15 protein-coding genes, 1 tRNA gene and 1 pseudogene are annotated in these 17,960 nt (G+C 72.5%); 6 read left to right on the top strand and 11 right to left on the bottom strand.

Features of this window, described 5'->3' with window-relative positions:
• Positions 1–36 precede the first annotated feature (36 nt).
• From ACQPY0_RS55220 to ACQPY0_RS55210, 3 genes are all read right to left on the bottom strand, one after another.
• Complete coding sequence (locus ACQPY0_RS55220) at positions 37–690, bottom strand: carbohydrate-binding protein (protein WP_432980721.1); 654 nt, start codon at positions 688–690, stop codon at positions 37–39.
• A gap of 140 nt (positions 691–830) precedes the next feature.
• Positions 831–1,586, bottom strand: coding sequence for an ABC transporter permease (locus tag ACQPY0_RS55215; RefSeq protein ID WP_432980718.1), 756 nt, complete (start codon positions 1,584–1,586; stop codon positions 831–833).
• Positions 1,583–2,278 carry an ABC transporter ATP-binding protein gene (locus tag ACQPY0_RS55210; RefSeq protein ID WP_432980715.1) on the bottom strand — a complete coding sequence of 232 codons (696 nt, stop codon included), beginning with the start codon at positions 2,276–2,278 and terminating at the stop codon, positions 1,583–1,585. The genes ACQPY0_RS55215 and ACQPY0_RS55210 overlap by 4 nt, the downstream gene beginning before the upstream one ends.
• A gap of 90 nt (positions 2,279–2,368) precedes the next feature.
• Between ACQPY0_RS55210 and ACQPY0_RS55205 the strand changes: the two genes are divergently transcribed.
• Together ACQPY0_RS55205 and ACQPY0_RS55200 are read left to right on the top strand one after the other, a co-directional pair.
• Positions 2,369–3,451: a sensor histidine kinase gene (locus tag ACQPY0_RS55205; RefSeq protein WP_432980712.1), complete on the top strand. Its 1,083-nt coding sequence runs from the start codon at positions 2,369–2,371 to the stop codon at positions 3,449–3,451.
• A 3-nt stretch (positions 3,452–3,454) separates the two neighbouring features.
• Complete coding sequence (locus ACQPY0_RS55200) at positions 3,455–4,111, top strand: response regulator (protein WP_432980709.1); 657 nt, start codon at positions 3,455–3,457, stop codon at positions 4,109–4,111.
• Here the strand turns inward: ACQPY0_RS55200 and ACQPY0_RS55195 are convergent.
• Positions 4,104–4,718 (bottom strand): TetR/AcrR family transcriptional regulator, encoded by a 615-nt coding sequence (locus ACQPY0_RS55195; protein ID WP_432980706.1) that lies wholly within the window; start codon positions 4,716–4,718, stop codon positions 4,104–4,106. The genes ACQPY0_RS55200 and ACQPY0_RS55195 overlap by 8 nt on opposite strands.
• 155 nt (positions 4,719–4,873) lie before the next feature.
• Here ACQPY0_RS55195 and ACQPY0_RS55190 point away from each other — a divergent pair, with 155 nt between their 5' ends.
• Positions 4,874–5,443 (top strand): permease, encoded by a 570-nt coding sequence (locus tag ACQPY0_RS55190; RefSeq protein WP_432980703.1) that lies wholly within the window; start codon positions 4,874–4,876, stop codon positions 5,441–5,443.
• 3 nt (positions 5,444–5,446) lie between these two features.
• Here the strand turns inward: ACQPY0_RS55190 and ACQPY0_RS55185 are convergent, their stop codons facing one another.
• The 6 genes from ACQPY0_RS55185 to ACQPY0_RS55160 all read right to left on the bottom strand — a co-directional run bounded on the left by ACQPY0_RS55185 (position 5,447) and on the right by ACQPY0_RS55160 (position 12,566).
• Entirely contained in the window at positions 5,447–6,691 is a 1,245-nt protein-coding gene (locus ACQPY0_RS55185) for a diguanylate cyclase domain-containing protein (protein WP_432980700.1), read from the bottom strand.
• Positions 6,692–6,754: 63 nt separating this feature from the next.
• Complete coding sequence (locus tag ACQPY0_RS55180; RefSeq protein WP_432980697.1) at positions 6,755–8,113, bottom strand: FAD-binding oxidoreductase; 1,359 nt, start codon at positions 8,111–8,113, stop codon at positions 6,755–6,757.
• A 92-nt stretch (positions 8,114–8,205) separates the two neighbouring features.
• Positions 8,206–9,696 carry a hypothetical protein gene (locus ACQPY0_RS55175; RefSeq protein WP_432980694.1) on the bottom strand — a complete coding sequence of 497 codons (1,491 nt, stop codon included), beginning with the start codon at positions 9,694–9,696 and terminating at the stop codon, positions 8,206–8,208.
• Positions 9,693–10,553, bottom strand: a complete 861-nt coding sequence (locus ACQPY0_RS55170) for an ABC transporter ATP-binding protein (RefSeq protein ID WP_432980691.1) — start codon at positions 10,551–10,553, stop codon at positions 9,693–9,695. Before ACQPY0_RS55170 ends, ACQPY0_RS55175 begins: the two co-directional genes overlap by 4 nt.
• A 4-nt stretch (positions 10,554–10,557) precedes the next feature.
• Positions 10,558–11,940, bottom strand: a complete 1,383-nt coding sequence (locus ACQPY0_RS55165; RefSeq protein ID WP_432980688.1) for a sensor histidine kinase — start codon at positions 11,938–11,940, stop codon at positions 10,558–10,560.
• Positions 11,937–12,566, bottom strand: a complete 630-nt coding sequence (locus ACQPY0_RS55160; protein WP_432980685.1) for a response regulator — start codon at positions 12,564–12,566, stop codon at positions 11,937–11,939. The genes ACQPY0_RS55165 and ACQPY0_RS55160 overlap by 4 nt, the downstream gene beginning before the upstream one ends.
• Before the next feature lie 140 nt (positions 12,567–12,706).
• On the opposite strand from ACQPY0_RS55160, the pseudogene ACQPY0_RS55155 reads away from it, so the two are divergent.
• The 3 genes and pseudogenes from ACQPY0_RS55155 (at position 12,707) to ACQPY0_RS55145 (ending at position 15,973) form a co-directional block, all read left to right on the top strand.
• A pseudogene (locus ACQPY0_RS55155) lies at positions 12,707–13,595 on the top strand (IS5 family transposase).
• A 287-nt stretch (positions 13,596–13,882) separates the two neighbouring features.
• Positions 13,883–15,808, top strand: coding sequence for a Na+/H+ antiporter NhaA (nhaA, locus tag ACQPY0_RS55150; protein ID WP_432980682.1), 1,926 nt, complete (start codon positions 13,883–13,885; stop codon positions 15,806–15,808).
• A gap of 92 nt (positions 15,809–15,900) precedes the next feature.
• Positions 15,901–15,973 (top strand) — tRNA-Arg (locus tag ACQPY0_RS55145).
• Positions 15,974–16,766: 793 nt separating this feature from the next.
• Here ACQPY0_RS55145 and ACQPY0_RS55140 read toward each other — a convergent pair.
• Entirely contained in the window at positions 16,767–17,393 is a 627-nt protein-coding gene (locus ACQPY0_RS55140; protein ID WP_432980679.1) for a hypothetical protein, read from the bottom strand.
• Between the last annotated feature and the right edge of the window lie 567 nt (positions 17,394–17,960).

Below are 17,960 nucleotides of genomic sequence, written 5' to 3'. Positions count from 1 at the left end.
GGAAAGACCACCCTCCGCAGCGGGTGGTCTTTCCCCTTACCGGTCTGGCGGAACCGGCGGCCCGGGCCGGGTGGCCTTCGGCTGGAGGGTGCCCTGCGCGTTGCACTTGCACTTGAAGAAACCGGCGTGCAGGTCGTCCCGGCGACGAACGGCGACTCGCCTGAACCGCAACCAGTTGACGTTGCTGAAGTCGCTGCCCTGCGGGCTCTTGAGCAGCAGGAAGACGGTCTGCTTGCCGGTCAGCGAGGTGGCGCTCACCGCCGTCTTGGTGGTCCAGTTCTGCCAGCCGCCGGTGTACCCGACCGGATAGCTCGCCAGCAACTCCCCGTCCTGGGTGCCGGCCCGCAGCTCGATCGTGCCGCCCGCGCGGCTGGCCGCCGCGACCCGGACACTGGCGGTCAGGGAGCCGGGGCCGCCGAGGTCGACGTTGTCGTACCGTATCCAGTCCCCGTTGGCCAGCCACCCGACGTTCTTGCCGCCGCCGGTGTCGCCGGTGTCCTCGATCCGGGCGCCGCTCTGGGCGCTCCACGCCTCGGCCTGCACGAGACCGGCGGTGTCGGTCTGCTCGGCGCCGGCGGTGGAGGTGAGGATGACGGTGGTGGCCAGCGCGCCGGCGACCGGCACGGCCAGCAGTGCCAGCAGGGTGCGGCGGCGCTTCGGAGGGCGCGCGGGCGCGGCCGGCAACGGCATGGTGGAGGTCCTCCGGGAGGCGCTTCAACAGCAGGCGGTGCGACCGTATGCCGTTGGAGAGCGCTCTCTCAACGCCTCCCGGAGGATCTAAGTCGAACGTAAAACTGGTCTAAGCGGCGGCTCGAACTCGCTCGCGGAACTCAAGCGTCGCGGCGGCGCAGAGTCAGATAGCCGGCGACGAGCGCGGCCGCCGTCCAGAGGGCCATGATGCCCAGGCCGGTCCAGGGACCGAAGCCGCGGTCGTACCGCGCGGTGCCCGGCGCCCCGAAGAAGTGCAGCATCGCGGCCCCGGCCTGGTCGGGCAGGAACTGGGTGACCCTCTTGAGCCCGGGAACGTTTCCCAGCCCCTGCGAGCCGAGGAACAGCAGCGGCATCAGCACGGCGAGGGTCACCGTCGAGCTGCGGAACACCTGGGCCAGGCCGGCGGCGTAGAGGGCGATCAGCACGAGGTACAGGAACGCGCCCACCACGGTCGCGGGCACGCCGGCGGCGGTGAGGGCCGTGTGGCGCGGGCCGAGGCCGGCCTGCGCGGCGCCGAACGCGGCCAGGGCCGTCACCGCGGCGGTGCCCGTCGCCCACAGCGCGATGGCGGCCAGCTTGGCCAGGTAGAACGCGCCGCGCCGGGGGACGGCGGCGAGCGAGGGGCGGATGGTGCCGGAGCCGTACTCGCCCGTCACCGCGAGCACCGCGAACACAACGAGCGCCAGCTGGGCGAGGCTCAGCCCGTAGAACGCGGCGAAGGTGGCGTCGAAGTGCTCCGGGTCCGGCTCGGCGTCGCGGAACCCGTTTCCGACGAGCAGGCCGAGCCCGGCCGCGATCAGGGCCGTGAGGGCGAGGGTCCAGGGCATCGACCGTACCGTGCGGATCTTGAGCAGCTCCGCCGAGAGCGCGCTCACCGGGCCACCGCCTTGAGGAACGCCTCCTCCAGCGAGGCCGCGCCGGCCGTGAACTCCTCGACCGTGGCGTCGGCGAGCAGCCGCCCGCGGGCGATGACCACGAGCCGGTCGGCGGTCAGGGCGGTCTCGGCCATGAGGTGGCTGGAGATCAGGACCGTGCGGCCCTGCCCCGCGTATTGCCGCAGCAGCGTCCGCAGCCAGTGCACGCCCTCGGGGTCGAGCCCGTTGACCGGCTCGTCGAGCAGCAGCACCGGCGGGTCGCCGAGCAGCGCGGCGGCGATCCCGAGGCGCTGGGCCATGCCGAGTGAGAACCCGCCGGCCCGCCGCCGTGCGGCGCCCGCGAGGCCGGCCAGGTCGAGCACCTCGTCGACGCGCCGGTCGGGGATGCCGTTGCTGCGGGCCAGGTAGAGCAGGTGGTGGTACGCGCGGCGGCCGGGGTGCGCCGAGCGCCCCTCCAGCATCGCACCGACCTCCCGCAGCGGGTGCCGCAGCGTCCCGTACGCCCGGCCGTTCACCGTGGCCCGGCCGCTCGAGGGCCGGTCGAGGCCGAGGATCATGCGCAGGGTGGTGGACTTGCCCGCGCCGTTGGGGCCGAGGAAGCCCGTCACGTGCCCGGGGCGGACGGTGAACGACAGGTTCTCGACGGCGACGGTCCGGCCGTACCGCTTGCTGAGCCGTTCGGCAACGATCATGCCCCGCACGCTAGGTGCGCCCCGGGGCGGCCCGCAGTCACCGAAAGTAGCCGGGCCTCGGCGACGATCGTCGCGGGTTAGCCTGCTGGCATGCGTCGGCTTGGTGTTCCTGCGGGCATCGTGGGCGTCGACAGCCTGCTGCTCACGTTCGCGCATCCGGGCCCGGTCCACGCCTGGATGCTTCCGGTCTGGGCGCTGCTCGTCGCCGGGATCGTCGCGCTCTCTCGGCGCAGCCCGGCCGCGGGACTCGTCGCGGCGCTCGGGCCGGCCGTCATCACCGGGGGAGCCGGGGTGCTGCTGCCCTGGAGTGCCTATCGGGCCGGGCGAGGCACGAGCGGTACGACTAGCGGGGTCTGGCTCTTGGGCGCCGTTGCCGGGATGCTCGGCGTCGTCATCGCGCTGCGGCCCGGGGCCGTGGTGTCCGTGATCGTCGTCGGGGTCGTGTTCGCCGTGGTGCCGCTGCTGGTCGGGCGGTATCTCGCGCAGCAGGAGCGGGAAGCGGCCGCGGTCGCGGACCGGGAGCGGCGGCGGATCGCCCGCGACATGCACGACACGCTCGGGCATCGGCTCAGCCTCGTGTCCATGCAGGCGGCGGTGCTGGAGACGGGGGAGCTGCCGGCGGCGCAGCGGGACGCGGTGCGGCGGCTGGCCGAGGCGGCGCGCGGCGCGGCCGACGACCTGCACGACGTGGTCGGGGCGCTGCGGGGGTCGCGGGCCGGGCTCGGGGCGATCCCGCAGCTCGTGGCCGGGGCACGGGCGGCCGGCGTCGACGTCGAGCTCGTCGTGCGCGGGGTGGAGCGGGGGCTGCCGGAGGAGGCGGGGCCGGTCGCGTACCGGGTCGTGCAGGAGGGGCTGACCAACGGCTGCAAGCACGCGCCGGGGGCGCCGATCACCGTGCGGGCCGAGTGGGAGGACGACGGGCTGGTGCTGTCGGTCGTCAATCCCGTCGGGCCCGGTGGGGCGGTGACCGCCGGGCGGGGGCTGCTCGGGCTGGCCGAGCGGGCCGCGCTCGCCGGGGGCCTGGCCGGACACGCCGTAAACGACGGCGAGTTCCGGCTCTGGGCGGTGTTTCCCGCGGTGGTGGCGCGGCGGCGGCCGGCGCTGGTCAGCGTCGCCCTGGCGGGGCTGATTTTCGGCGTCGTCCCGCTGAGCATGCTGGTCGGCGTGGCCTGAGCGATGACACGCGTACGGGTGCTGGTCGCCGACGACGAACCGCTGATCGTCGCCGGGATCCTCGCGGTGCTCGAGTCCGCCGCGGATCTCGAGGTCGTGGGGGTGGCCGGGGACGGGGCGCAGGCCGTCGCGCTGGCCGGGCGGACGGCGGTGGACGTGGCGCTGCTCGACGTGCGGATGCCGCTGCTCGGCGGCCTGGACGCGATGGCCGCGCTGCGCGCCGCCCGGCCGGGCGTGGCGATCGTGGTGCTGACCTCGTTCGGGGACGAGGCGAGCGTGCTGCGGGCGCTGCGGGAAGGCGCGTCCGGATACGTGCTGAAGTCCTGCACCCCCGACGAGCTGCTGCGCGCGGTGCGGTCGGCGCACGCCGGCGACGCGTATCTCTCGCCGCCCGTCGCCCGGCAGGTGCTCGGGCTCATCGGGCCGGCCGGGGTCGACGGCGCCGAGCGGCGGCGCACGGCCGGGGCTCGGCTGGCGGCGCTGAGCCCGCGCGAGGCCGACGTCCTGCGGCTGGTGGCGGAGGGGTTGTCCAACGCGGACATCGGGGCGCGGCTGCGGATGAGCGAGCCGAGCGTGAAGACGTATGTCAGCCGCGTGCTCACGAAGCTCGACTGCGCGAACCGGGTCCAGGCGGCCCTGCTGTTCCGCGACGCTACGTGACGAGCAGCCCCGCGCGGATTGCCAGGGCGAGCATCGCGGCCGTGCGGTCGGCGATCTGGGGCTCCAGCGGCTCGCCGGTGATGTAGGCGCGGGCGAAGTAGGGGGCGCCGACCAGCCGGACGACCTCGGCCGCGTCGGTGCCGGGCGGGGCCTCGCCGCGCTCGATCGCGCGGTGCACCAGGGCCGAGCCGTTCGCGATCCGGGCCGCGGAGAACGCGGTCAGCGCGGCGCGCGCGGCGGGGTCGTGGATCGCCTCGCGCACGATGACGTCGAAGGCGGCCCGCAGCGGCGGCATCCGCAGCAGCGCGATGCTCGACCGGCCGAGCTCGCGCAGGTCGCCCTCGAGCGAGCCGGTGTCGGGCAGCGGGATCTGCGCGGCCGCCGTCTCGGTGAACAGGTCGATGACGAGCTGGGCGACGGAGCCCCAGCGGCGGTACAGCGTGGTCTTCGCCACCCCCGCCCGCTGGGCGATGCGCTCCATGGTCGTGCCCGTGAACCCGACCTCGACCAGCTCCTGCCGCACCGCCTCGGCCACCGCGGCGCGCGTGCGGGCCGTGCGCCCGCCCGGCCGGACGGTCCCGACCGGCTCAGCTTTCTCAGCCTTCATGCAACTCCAGTTGCGTTAGTGGGGTGGCGTCTGCAACCCTGATATTAACGCAACTTCGGTTCACTTAAGGAGCCTCGTATGGCGTTCTTCGCCGGCGTGTTCCTGTTCGCCGCCGTAGTCGGCGTGCTGGACGCCAAGCTTCCCTGGAGCAGCAGATGATCACTGGACACTTCGGCCTGGCCGCGGCCGCGAAGTCGGCCGATCGCCGGGTGCCGCTCTGGGCGCTCATGATCGCCACCATCTGGCTCGACGTCGTCTTCGCGCCGCTGTTCGCGACCGGCATCGAGTACATCGACCCCGCGCCGGGGACCGACGGCGGGTACGGCGACTCGATCATCTACGCCGACTACACCCACTCGCTGCTCGGCGCCCTGCTCATCGCGGCCGTGACCGGGCTGGTGTGCGCCCGCTGGTGGGGGCGGCGGGGCGGCCTCGTCATCGGGGCGGTGGTCTTCTCGCACTGGGTGCTCGACCTGATCGTGCACCGGGCCGACCTGCCGCTGCTGCCCGGGAACCTGGGCTCCCTGCCGCGGCTGGGGTTCGGGCTCTGGCAGTACCACATCGTGACGGCCATCGTCGAGATCGTGCTGGTGCTCCTCGGCGCCGGCCTGTACTGGCGCGCCGCGGTCAAAACCGGCGGATCGCGGGGACGGGTGAACCTGGTGACGGTGCTGATCGTGGCCTTCGGGGCGGTGACCCTGGGGCTGGACATCGCCGGGATCTAGCGGCTATGTCCGGGCGAATCCGGACTGGGTGGCGATGCTGGCGCGGGCCGTGAGGCGGCCCGCGCTCGTCTGGAACGGCTGGTCGAAGGTCGCGCGCAGGGCCGCGGCCAGGCGGCTGGCGGCGGCCTCGTCGGCCTCGGGGAGCAGGACCGCGAACTCGTCGCCGCCGAGGCGGGCCACCAGGGCGCGGTGGTCGGCGGTGCGGGTCTCGGCCAGCGCGGCGTCGCGCAGCCGGTGGGCGACCCCGGTCAGCAGGTCGTCGCCGGCCTGGCGCCCGTGGTTGTCGTTGACCGACCGGAAGTTGTCGAGGTCGATGTGCAGCACCGCGTACGGGCGCTCGCCGGCGGCGGCCGCGTCCAGGTGTCGCCAGAGCATGGCGCGGTTGGGCAGGCCGGTCAGGGCGTCGTGGTACGCGGCGTGGTGCAGCGACTCCTCGTAGACGCGCTGGGCGCTGACGTCCATCAGGGCGAAGACGGTGCCGCCGCCGTCCTCGATCGGTACGGCCTCGACGAGCACCTCGCTGCCGGTGCCGTCGGGCCGGGTCAGCCGGATCTCCCGCGTCTCGTTGGACGCGGTGCCGGCCAGCAGGCTCAGGGCCGCCGGGGTGGCCGTGCGCTCCGAGGGCCAGCCGAGCAGGTCGAGGGCGGCCGGGTTGGCCAGCAGCACGTTTCCGGCCGGGTCGGTGATCAGGACCGGGGACGGGAAGCGGCGCAGGACGGTCTGCAGCAGCACGCTCTGCGAGCGGTTCTGCTCCTGCAGGCGCTGGAGGAGCAGGCGCGTGCAGTACATGAGCAGGCCGATCACGCTGATCGCGACGATCGTGCCGGGGCGGATCTCCACGCCCGGCCGCAGGACGCCGGCCGTGACCCAGATCGCGGCGTAGCCCGCGGCCAGCGGCAGCAGCCGGGGCAGGCCGGCGACCGAGGAGCGGCACAGGATGTGGAAGAGGAACGGGCCTACGACCGCGTTGACGTCGACGTCGCCGATCATCATCATGACCGGCAGGAGCGCGGCCAGCTCCAGCGCGTCGACCCACAGCGGCACCGGGCGCATCCGGACGGACTCCACGATGCGCAGGACGGCCAGCCCGGCGATCGCGGCCATGCCGGCCAGCGCCGTGCGCGGGGGCAGCCCCAGCAGACCGATCTGGATCAACGAGACGGCGGTGACCGCCGACAGGGCGAGCGCGAACCCGAGTCGCATCGCCCGTAGCAGATCCCGCCGCAGGTAAGCGACCGCCCAAGCCATGCTGCCAACATCGGGCGCGCAACCGGCCCGCGGCAGTGCGGGCCGGTTGCGAGTGTGGTTTGTTCAGGTGTTCTGGGCCACCAGCGGCTGGCCGCTGCTGAAGACGTTCGCCGGGTCGTAGGCGTGCTTGATCCGCAGCAGGCGGTCGCGGTCGGACGGGGCCCAGTTGGCCTGGATCTGCTCGGCGTCGGCGCCGCCGGAGAAGTTGATCAGGCCGCCCGGGACGGCGTCCACGTCGAGCACGCGCGCGGTCGCGGCGTCGACGACCGGCTCCAGGCCGGGGACGCCGAGGCCGATGACGAACAGGGAATACCCGGCATCGCGACCGCTCACGGCGTTGGGCGCGGCCGGCGTGCGCGCGAGGGCGCCGCCCAGCTGCCGCACCTCGACCATGATCAGCGGCACGTCGACCTGCGGCCCGGCCTGCGCCAGCAGGTGCTCGACGGTCCGCTCGGTGATCTCGCCGAGCAGCACGCCCCGCTCGCGGCTCGGCATCGGGTCGACGGGGTCGCGGTGGACGGCGTCGATCGCGGCGTAGGGCAGCGGCGCGATGTCGTCGATGATCGCCGGCGCGGCGGCGCGCATCGGGGCGAGCAGCTCCGCGGCCTGCTCGGGGCCGCCCAGCAGGAAGAACCGCAGGTGGGCGACGTACGCCCCGCGCAGCGGCTCGGGCAGCGCGGGCAGGTCCGGCAGCCGCAGCAGGGCCACCGACGTGCTCGCCTCCTCGGGCAGGCCGGCGGACCAGGTGCGGTACGCGTGCAGCACCTCGGCGGCGTGCGAGCCCGGGAAGTAGATCCCGCCGCCGACGAAGCCGGCCACCTCGAACAGGTCGAACTCGATCGCGGTGACGATGCCGAAGTTGCCCTTGCCGCCGCGGACCGCCCAGAACAGCTCGGCGTCCTGGCCGGCGTCGATCGTCCGCAGCGCGCCGTCGGCAGTGACGATCTCGACCGAGCGCACGTGGTCGGCGGCGAAGCCGAAGCGGCGCCCGAGCGGGCCGACGCCGCCGCCGAGCGTGTATCCGACCACGCCCACCTGCGACGACGAGCCGCTGAGCGGGGCCAGGCCGTGCGGCGCGGCCGCCTCGATCACCTGCGACCAGCGCGCGCCGGCCGCGGCGCGGGCGGTCCGGGCGGCCGGGTCGACGGACACCTCGGTCATCCGGCTCGTGTTGATCAGCAGGCCGCCCTTCACGGGCCGGGCGGCACCGTGGCCGGTGGCCTGGACCGCGACCGGCAGGCCGAGGGTGCCGGCCCAGCGGACGGCCGCGGCGACGTCCTCGGCGCTGGTGGCGCCGACGACGGCGAGGGGCTCGTTGACGGTGGCGACGTTCCAGGACGCGACCTCGGCCGCGTAGCCCTCGTCGCCGGGAACGTATACGGGACCGGCGACGGCCGGGAGAGAAGTCAGTGCAGTGGTCATGCACCGAGCGTGCCCGCCGGCGGTTGGTGGCTACTTGATGTTGACTTGCACCCGGCTGGGGCCGGGTGCCGCGCCGCTGTTGCACGCCCCGGTCAGCGGCGGGTGTGGCGCCAGGCGGTCCGGCCCAGAGCGATGGCCACGCCGGCCGCCGCGAGCGCCGCCCAGGCCGGGGCGCCCGGGCCCGTCGGGTGCCCGTTGTCGCGCAGGACGCCCATGAAGTTCAGGGCGTCGGTGTCGTTGATCATGAGGTACCAGAGCAGGGTGTAGATCGCCTGGAACACTCTCGGCGCCCCGGTCAGCGTGCCCAGGGCGAGGGCCAGTGCCGGGATGAACAGCGCGCCGGCCAGCCAGGCGGCCAGCCCGGCCGCGTCGCCGGTGAAGGCCATGCGCAGGGCGGCGCCCAGGCCCACGGCCGCGGCCAGCAGGATGCCCGCGCCCCACTCGGCCAGGACACGGCGGTGCGGGGACGGGTACGGGGCCAGGATTGCCGCCGCGCCCGACGTCGACGGCTGGGTGCCCAGCCGCGACCACAGCAGGATCGGCCAGATCCAGATCGCGGCCAGGAGGGCGCCGCGCGGTACCGCCAAACCGGCCAGGGCCAGCAGGCCGGCGCCCAGCCACCACCACAGCGGCGCGCCCGCGACCAGGATTCGGGCCTCGCCGGCCAGGAGGCGCGGGAACGTGCCGCCGGGGGCCGGGGCGGTGCGGGGGAGCCCCTTGTAGACGGCGCGGGGTTCCGGGCCGGGATCCCGGCGGGCCGCGCGGGCCGGGCGGTCGAAGCGATGGAACCACAGCGACGGCAGCAGGGCGAGGGCGACCGCGACGGCGGTGAGGGTCAGGCGGCCGCCGAGGAACGCGGGGTCGAGGCGCAGGCCGGGCCAGTCGAAGACCTTGAGGGGCTCCTCGACGTACATCAGCCCGAGCCCCACGTCCTGCGACGCGCCCGCCGGCAGGTCCACCCGCTGCAGGCCGAGGCCGCCGAAGGGCGCCCCGGAAGACTGGCCGCCGATCGCGCCGACCATCCACGCGAAGATCCACAGGATGTTGCCGAGGCCGCCGCGCAGCACTGGCGTGCTCTCGAACAGCACCGCGAGCGCCGCGGTGAGGACCAGCATCGGCAGCGCGACGAGCACGAACGGCAGCAGCAGCGCGACCGGGTCCACGGTGCGTGACTCGCCGCGCAGCAACTGCAGCACGCACGCGGTGCCGGCCAGCACGACTGTCATCGAGCCAAGCACAGCCACATTGCTCAGGAGTTTGCCAGTCAAGTACACATGCTTGCGCAACGGCGACGCGGCCAGCAGCTGCCCGACGCCGGTCCGCTCGTCGCGCGCCACGGCGTCGCGGACCAGGTAGAAGCCGGCGAGGGTGAGCCAGAGCGCGCTCGTCAGGGCGGTGACCATGCCGACGTAGCCGCTGGTGTATCGCCCGCGGAACCCGCCGATCACCAGCACCGACCAGTGCGCGTCGACGGGCGGCACCGCCACCAGGCCGAGGCCGATCGCGCTGATGAGCATCAGCGGGTACGCCGGGCGCCGCACCCGCTCGCGGAAATCCGCCAGGGCCAGGCTCGCGAGGATCATCGGTTGACCGCCCCGACATAGGCGTCCTCGAGGTCGGGCGCCACCGGCACGGCATCGGCCACCGGTCGATCCACTGCCAGAACCCGCAGTCGTACGCCCTGTGCCGACCGAACCGCCCGCGTCGTCAACAGCCGCTGCTGGAGCCCCGCCGCGGCCGGCGGCGGCACGGTGACCTCCCACACGTGCCCGGCAACGCTGCGCACGAGCTCGTCGGGCGATCCGTCGAGCCGGATGCGTCCGCCCTTCACCACCGCGATGCGCGACGCCACCGACTCCACGTCGCCGACGATGTGCGTGGACAGCAGTACGACCCGGTCGGCGGCGAGGTCACTGAGCAGGTTGCGGAAGCGCACCCGCTCCTCGAGGTCGAGCCCGGCGGTCGGCTCGTCGACGATGACGACCCGCGGATCGCCCAGCAGTGTCTGCGCGATCCCGACCCGGCGCAGCATCCCGCCCGAGTACCCGCCGAGCGCCCGCTTCGCCGCGTGCGTGAGGTTGACCAGTTCCAGCAACTCGTCGATGCGCGCGTTGGCCGACCGGGCCGAGAGCCCCTTCGCGGCCGCGAGATACCGCAGGAACTCCACGGCGGACAGGTTCGGGTACACCCCGAAGTCCTGCGGCAGGTATCCCAGCGCCCGCCGCAGCCCGTCCGGCCGCGCGACCGCGTCCCGCCCCTCGAACCGTACCTGCCCGCTGGTGGGCCGGGTGACGGTGGCGGCGATGCGCAGCAGCGACGACTTGCCGGCCCCGTTGGGCCCGAGCAGCCCGACCAGCCCCGGCGTAAGCCTCAGCGTCAACCCGTCGACGGCGCGCTTCTGTCCCTTGTAGACCTTCGTGATGTCGAGCAGTTCGAGCATGCCCTCAAGGCTGCTGGCGCCCGCCGCCCCGCACATCTGCCGAACGGGAGAGATCGCAGACCACTTCCCAGCCACCCGCCACCGGCCCGGCCCGAAGCGACCCACCGACACCCCGCACCCGCTCCGCCAGCCCACTCAACCCGCTACCCCCGCCAACACGCCCCCGGTCAACCTGCCCAATGTCGCTTCCCGGTGCTCTCTGCCCCGCGCCGTTCACCTGCTCCCTCCGTCCTACGCCGCGTCCTCGATCTCCCTGCCCCGTGCCGCTTTCTCCGTCTCCCTGGCCCGTGCCGTTTCCTCCGCCTCTCTGCCCCGTGCCGTTTCCTCCGTTTCCTCCGTCTCTCTGCCCCGTGCCGTTTCCTCCGTCGTTCCGCGTCGCGCCGCTTCCTGTTTCTCCTTCTCTTTCGGACATTTCCGAAATTCCGGGAAGCGTCACCGTGTCGCGGGGTGCGGAAATCGGCAAATCCGAAGTATCGGCACGATCAGTGACGGTCAGGACGCCCGTGGGGGAGAGCGTCACGGTCACGCGGGCGCCGGTCGGAGCGTGGCGGCGGACGTTGGTCAGGGCCTCGATCACCACGTGGTACGCCGCGGTTCCGGCCTCCGGCGGCAGCTGCACGCCCGGCGCGATCGACAGCGTCGCGGACGACCCGAAGCGCGAGACCACCCCCGGCAGGTCGGCCAGGCCGTGGACCCGCGCCGGGGCGTCGTCGGCCGAGGTCGCGCGGAGGGCGGCGATCAGGTCGTCCATCGCGGCCAGGGCGCGCTGGCCGGCGGATTCGATGCGGGCGTACGAGTCGGGGGCGGGGGCCAGCTGTGCCGCCTGGGCCTCCACCACGATCCCGGTCACCTCGTGTGCGACCAGGTCGTGCAGGTCCCGGGCCAGCTCCAGCCGCTGGGCGCGCCGGGCCGCGGCCAGGGACCGGGCGCGGCGGGTGTCGCCGGCGCGCAGGAACAGGCCCAGGCCGGCGGCGGCCACGGTCAGCGCGAAGGCGGACGCGGCCAGCAGTATCGAGCCGTCGAGGCGGTGCTGGGGCTGGTTGAGGGTGACCCGTAGCGGCAGGAGCGTCGCGGCCAGGGCGATCATGGCTCCGGCGAGCGCGGCGCGGCCGGCCGGGGCGCGGCGCAGGAGGCGGGCCTGCAGCACGAGCAGCGGGGTGAACTCGAACGGCAGCCACAGGCCCGGCGGCTGCGGCGGCCCGCGGTAGATCAGCGTGACGGCCAGGGAGCCCAGGGCGGCGGTGATTGGCAGCGCGAACAGGGCCGGGCGGATGGCGGCGGCGACCGCGAGCATCGCCGTGATGCTGACGACCAGGCCGGGCGCGCGGGTGAAGGGCAGACCGCACAGGACCGGCAGTACCAGCAGAAGCAGCCACAGTGCCCTCACGGCGCGACGACCCCGTTGTTCCACGCCCACACCGCGATCCCGACGCGGTTGCGCACGCCGAGCTTGCGCTGGACCGCGGCGACGTGGGTCTTCACCGTGCCCGGCGAGATGAACAGCTCGGCACCGATCTCGGCGTTGGTGCGCCCGGCGCCGACGTGGGCGGCGATCTCCAGCTCGCGCTCGGTCAGCGGCTCCGGCGACTCGGGGCGAGGGCTGGACAGGTGGCGCAGCAGCTTCACGGTGATCGCCGGGCTGATCAGGCTCTCGCCGGAGACCGCGGCCCGGACGGCCTCGGTGAGCAGGGCCGGGCCGGAGCGCTTGAGCAGGAACCCGGCGGCTCCGTTGCGCAGGGCCGCGTACACGTACTCGTCCAGGTCGAACGTCGTCACCACGACCACCCGGGTCGGGCCGCCGGCCAGCTGCCGGGTGAGGGTGAGCCCGTCCATGCGTGGCATCCGGATGTCGACGAGCGCCACGTCGGGCCGCAGGTCGCGGGCGAGATCCAGCGCCTCCACCCCGTCGGCAGCCTCCCCGACCACCTCGATGTCGTCCGCCGCGCCGAGGATTCGCCGCAGCCCGTCGCGCACCATCTCCTGGTCATCGGCGATCAGCACCCGAATCCCCACGAGACGAGCCTAGGGCGCGTATCAAAGTCGGTGGTGGCGGCTGATCGCTCTGATGTTTGGGCGTGTCGCGATCGACAATGAGCGAGGTCTCCGGTAGGTGGTTTCACGACCAAGATAAACCGGAGACCACCGGAGACCTCGTGACCACGATAGCGGTGACGAGGCGGCATGACCTTTCCGACGCGCAGTGGGCGGTCCTCGAACCGCTGCTGCCGCAGTCGCGGAAGCCGGGTCGGCCGCCGACATGGACGAAACGGCAGCTCATTGACGGGATCCGGTGGTGGGTGAGGGCCGGGACGCCGTGGCGGGACATCCGGGAGTGCTACGGCTCGTGGGCCGCGGCGTACAGCTTGTTGCGGGACGGGACCTGGGCGGCGATCCTGACCGCATTGCAGGCCCTGGCCGACGCGGCGGGCCGGATCGTGTGGGACGTGTCGGTGGACTCCACGATCGCCCGGGCGCATCAGCACGCCGCCGGGGCGCGGAACAGGGGGATCTGCAGGCCGAACCGCCCGGCGGGGTTTGCGAGAAGCCGGCTGATCATGCGCTGGGCCGGTCCCGTGGCGGGCTGACCACGAAGATTCACCTGGGTTGTGAGCAGGGGCAGAAGCCGCTGCCGATCGTGCTGACCGCCGGGCAGCGTGGGGACAGCCCGCAGTTCATCCCGGTGCTGGACGGCATCCGGGTGCCGCAGCCGGGTGGTGGCCAGCCCCGGACCCGCCCGGACCGGACGTGGGCTGACAAGGCGTACACGTCGCGGGCCAACCGCCGGTATCTGCGGCGGCGTGGGATCAGGGCGACGACCCCGTCCAAGGCCGATCAGGACGCCAACCGGCGCAAGTTGGGGTCGAGGGGCGGCCGGCCACCAGAGTTCGACCCCGAAACCTACAAACAGCGTCATGCGGTGGAGTGCCGCATCAACCGGCTCAAGCGCAACCGCGCAACCGCGCCGTCGCGACCCGGTTCGACAAGCTGGCCGTGCGCTCCGAAGCCATGGTGCACATCGCCGCGATCAACGAGTGGCTGTGACCGACTGTGATACAGGCCTTAGCCGCGCCTGGGCGCCTCGACTTCCCGTCGTCTTGAGTCGGGCAAGTGTGACTGGGCGCCTCGACTTCCCGCTGTTCTGAGCCGGGCAAAGCGTGACCGGCACCCAGCTGTCCTGCGGCCCGGCAAGGGCGACCGGGCACCCCGAATCCCGGGCGGCCTGAGCCTGATCAAGATGCGATCGGGCGGCTCGATCCCCAGCAGGGGTGACCTGGGCGTCCGAGCTCTCACCCGTCGCTGGGCCGGTCGGGCGGCATAGGCTTCGCGCCGTGGCTGACGTTGCCCCGGAAGGCGACATATCCGAAAAGTCCGTTTGGCGCCGCGACATCGCCGCGCCGCTGCGGAGCTTCGTCGCGACCGAGGCCGGCAGCGCCGGGATTCTCGTCGCGGCCATCGTCGCGGCCCTGATCTGGGCGAACGTGGACGAGGGCGGGTACGAGCGCTTCTGGCACACCGAGTTCGCCCTTAGGGCCGGCGGGTGGGAGCTCGCCGCCGACCTGCGTGCCTGGGTCAACAGCGGCCTGATGACCCTGTTCTTCCTGGTCGTCGGCCTGGAGGCACGCCGCGAGCTGGATCTGGGCGACCTGCGCGACCGCCGCCGCTTCCTGCTGCCGCTGGCCGCCGGCGTGGCGGGCATGATCCTGCCGGTCGCGATCTACCTGGCCGTCAACCGCGGCGGCCCCGGCACCGCCGGCTGGGGCGTGGCGATGTCCACCGACACCGCCCTGGCCCTGGGCCTGCTCGCGCTCGTCGGCCGCGGCGTGCCGGAGCAGGCGCGGCTCTTCCTGCTCACCGTCTTCGTCGTCGACGACCTGGTCGCGCTGCTCGTCATCGCGGTGGCGTACTCGGGGCACATCGCGGTCATGCCGCTGCTGCTGGCCGTGGCCGTCTTCGGTGCGCTGCTCGGCCTGCGCGCGCTGGGCGTCAAGGGCGGCGCGTTCTACGCCCCGCTGTGCGTCCTGCTGTGGTACTGCCTGCTGCGAAGCGGCGTCGACCCCGTCGTCGCCGGCCTCGCGATCGGCCTCACCGCGACCGCCTACACCCCGGCCCGCGGCGCCCTGGAGGCGGCCAGCGGCCTGTTCAAGCTCTTCCGCGAGCAGCCGACGTCGGAGCTGGCCCGCTCGGCGTCGCTGGGCCTGACCCGCACGTTGTCACCGAACGACCGGCTGCAGCGGATGTACCACCCGTGGAGCAGCTACCTCATCGTCCCGCTCTTCGGCCTGGCCAACGCCGGTATCCCGATCGGCGGCGCGTTCCTGGCCGGGGCGTTCACGTCCCCGGTGACGCTCGGGGTGATGGCCGCCTACGTGCTGGGCAAGCCGGTCGCCGTGGCCGGCACCTCGTGGCTGGTGACCCGGCTGTCGGGTGGGCGGGTGCGGCCCGGGGCCGGGTGGGCGGCGGTGCTCGGCAGCGGCACGATCGCCGGCATCGGCTTCACCGTGTCGCTGCTGATCGCGAGCCTCGCCTTCACCGGTGACGAGCTCGCCGAGGCGAAGCTGGGCGTGCTCGCCGCGGCGGTCCTCGCGTCGCTGCTCACCTGGATGGTGTACCGCGTGACGGCCCGCCTGCCCAAGCACAAGCGCGCCCGGGCCCTGCTCGGCGAGGCGGACGTGCTCCTCGACCTGATCCCGCCCGTGGACCCGGCGCTCGACCACGTGCGCGGGGCCGCCGGCGCCTCGGTGACGGTCGTGGAGTACGGCGACTTCCAGTGCCCGTACTGCGGCCAGGCCGAGCCGGCCGTGCGCGAGCTGCTGTCGGACGCGGACCTGCGGTACGTCTGGCGGCACCTGCCCCTGACTGACGTGCACCCGCAGGCGCAGCTGGCGGCGGAGGCGGCCGAGGCGGCGGCCGCGCAGGGCGCCTTCTGGCCCATGCACGACCTGCTGCTCGACCACCAGGACGAGCTCAAGCCGGCGACGCTGGTGCGCTACGCCGAGCAGCTCGGCCTGGACCGCGAACGCTTCCACGAGGATCTCATGCGCCACAGCCATACCGCCCGGATCGCCCAGGACGTGGATTCCGCGGATCTCAGCGGTGTCGGCGGTACCCCGACGTTCTTCATCAACGGCCGGCGCCACTACGGCGCCTACGACCGGGCCACCCTCACCGAGGCGGTGAAGGTGGCCCGGGCGCGGGCACTCATCGGCACCGCCACCGATCGGCGAACGTCGGGCCGGCATGCGCCGGGGAGCTGAAGGGCCGCGGCGGCTCGGGCGTCCGCGGGAGGTCGCACGGATACGCGATTTCGGTCGCGCCCCCGGTTCGCCTAGACTCGACCCCAGGACAAGGCCTCGTAGCTCAGGGGATAGAGCACCGCTCTCCTAAAGCGGGTGTCGCGCGTTCGATTCGCGCCGGGGCCACTGGCGCAACGGCTGTCAACCAGCCGAAATGGGCCCCTTGACCAGCGGTAACGCGGTCAAGGGGCCCGTTCGTCGTCCGGCTGTCCCGGCGCTGACCGGCCGTTCGCGGCAAATACGCGGCCAAGTTCGCCGCGCCTACCGGTCGACCCAACGCTGCCTCGACCCGCTGACGGTTTCGCTCGATCCCCCGGGTCAAGGCACTTGGCGTAGATCCACAGCAACACCTCTACAGACTGCCCCGCCCACTCGGCAACGCCGGTCGGCGGAACACCGCCGTTGAGCAACGTCGACACTGCGGCGTGACGTGGGTCGCAGGCGCTTCGCCAGCGGGGGGCCAGCACCTGCGGCGTGAACATCGCTGCGCGTACACGCTTCCATACCTATCGCAAGGTGGGCCATGCTGAGAAACGCAGCATCCTCCGGACGCATCGCCGCGTAGTGGAGGCACGACACAATGCCAGATGTCAAGGGCCACAACGTCGATTGGGTCTATCCGTACACCTCGCGGTTCGAGCGAGATTTGCGACGCGTGACACGCTTGGGGCACTGCTATGAGTGGTCACCGCTGAGGAGCCGCCAACCACCATCGACGCATTCGGAGCTCTGCCCGGCGGCCCAGGCACCACACCTCCGGCAGCACCGACTCCCGCAACGACGGCTGCACTTGCGCGGCCGCGGCGTGACCGCAATCCTTGCGCGCCACCGACTTTCTGTCACCTGCATCGTGACAGGCCGGCGTGTCCGGCACCGCCAGGCACGCCGACAATCTGTCTACGTCTTCAGGTCGAAATAGCTAGACGTTCGTAGTGTAAGTCCAGTGATGGTAATTGTTGTCACCGTTACACCTATTCAGGTAGACACGGTTGCCGCCATCTATGCAAAGCTCGCTTCCCGGAATGCCTCCCGTCGTGTGGTACGACTCGAGAATCACATCGCCCCAACTATTGCCCCACGCCCTCCAATGTTGCCAAGTCCGGCCCAAGTAGCATTCGAGCATGCCGAAGGTCGGGCCGGTGGGATTGGGTCCTATATCGGATATGCACAGACCCGTCTTGTCGTTCTTGAGGGCCACGATGTCCATGCCATCCTTCTTGATGTACACCCGCTCCCACTTCTGGCGGCGCTCGTTCTTGTCGCATTTTGCGTCATAGATCGCGACGTCGCCCCCCACCATGCACCGGTCCGTCGCCTTGTTTTTAAAGTGCTTGAAGACTCCTTGGTACCGCGCGGCGGCGGATGCTTCGCCCACCTGCACGACCGCTGCCGTCGACGCAAGCGCGACACCGACCAGCGCGGCCGCGACGAGCCGGCGCACGAAGCCGATGTTTGCCGGCCGCGCCGGCGCCTGACCGATGTCATTGCCCAGCATCTGCTCGCCTACCGCGGTCGGGATCGTCCTTCGACGAGCGACCAGGTCCAACCATCTCCGCACGTGGCTCAACTCCCTACTCGAACACTGCGCGATCCGCGCCGGGGACATCGACACGACCGCCCGGGGCAGTTGCCACTCCCGGGCACCCCTAGAACGAACGCCACACCACGACGGTTCATCCAGCTCCGGATCCCGCACTGGACAAGACTCCGGCCATAGATGTTTCTGTACGGGTTCCAACCCGCAGGAACGACAAAGCCCCGTCCCGCCGGCGAAACCGAGGGCCAGAGCGTTACTTGCGGGCGCTGTGAGTGGTCACCGCTCAGAACCCGAACAAGGCGCTTGTCCGTCCGTGACGCATACGTGTAACAAGGGGTCGATGACGAGGCTGGAACTGCAGGCTGGGGGCGTCGTGGGAGAGATCCGGGCGACGATCATGTCCCGGATGCGTCGACGCGCCGCTCCAACCCCGACGGATACTCATGCCTTCACCGGGTCGTTTCGCTCCGACTGCAGGCGACAGAGCCGAGTTGACCTTGTTCGCGTCGAGTGTTCGGCGTTTGAGTTGGAGAGCGCTAACCCGGGTTTACCACCACTTCGGATACCACCTCAGGA

This window comes from Dactylosporangium sp. CA-233914, assembly GCF_050942935.1.
Taxonomy (GTDB): domain Bacteria; phylum Actinomycetota; class Actinomycetes; order Mycobacteriales; family Micromonosporaceae; genus Dactylosporangium.
This window is presented reverse-complemented; position numbering and strand designations above follow the sequence as displayed.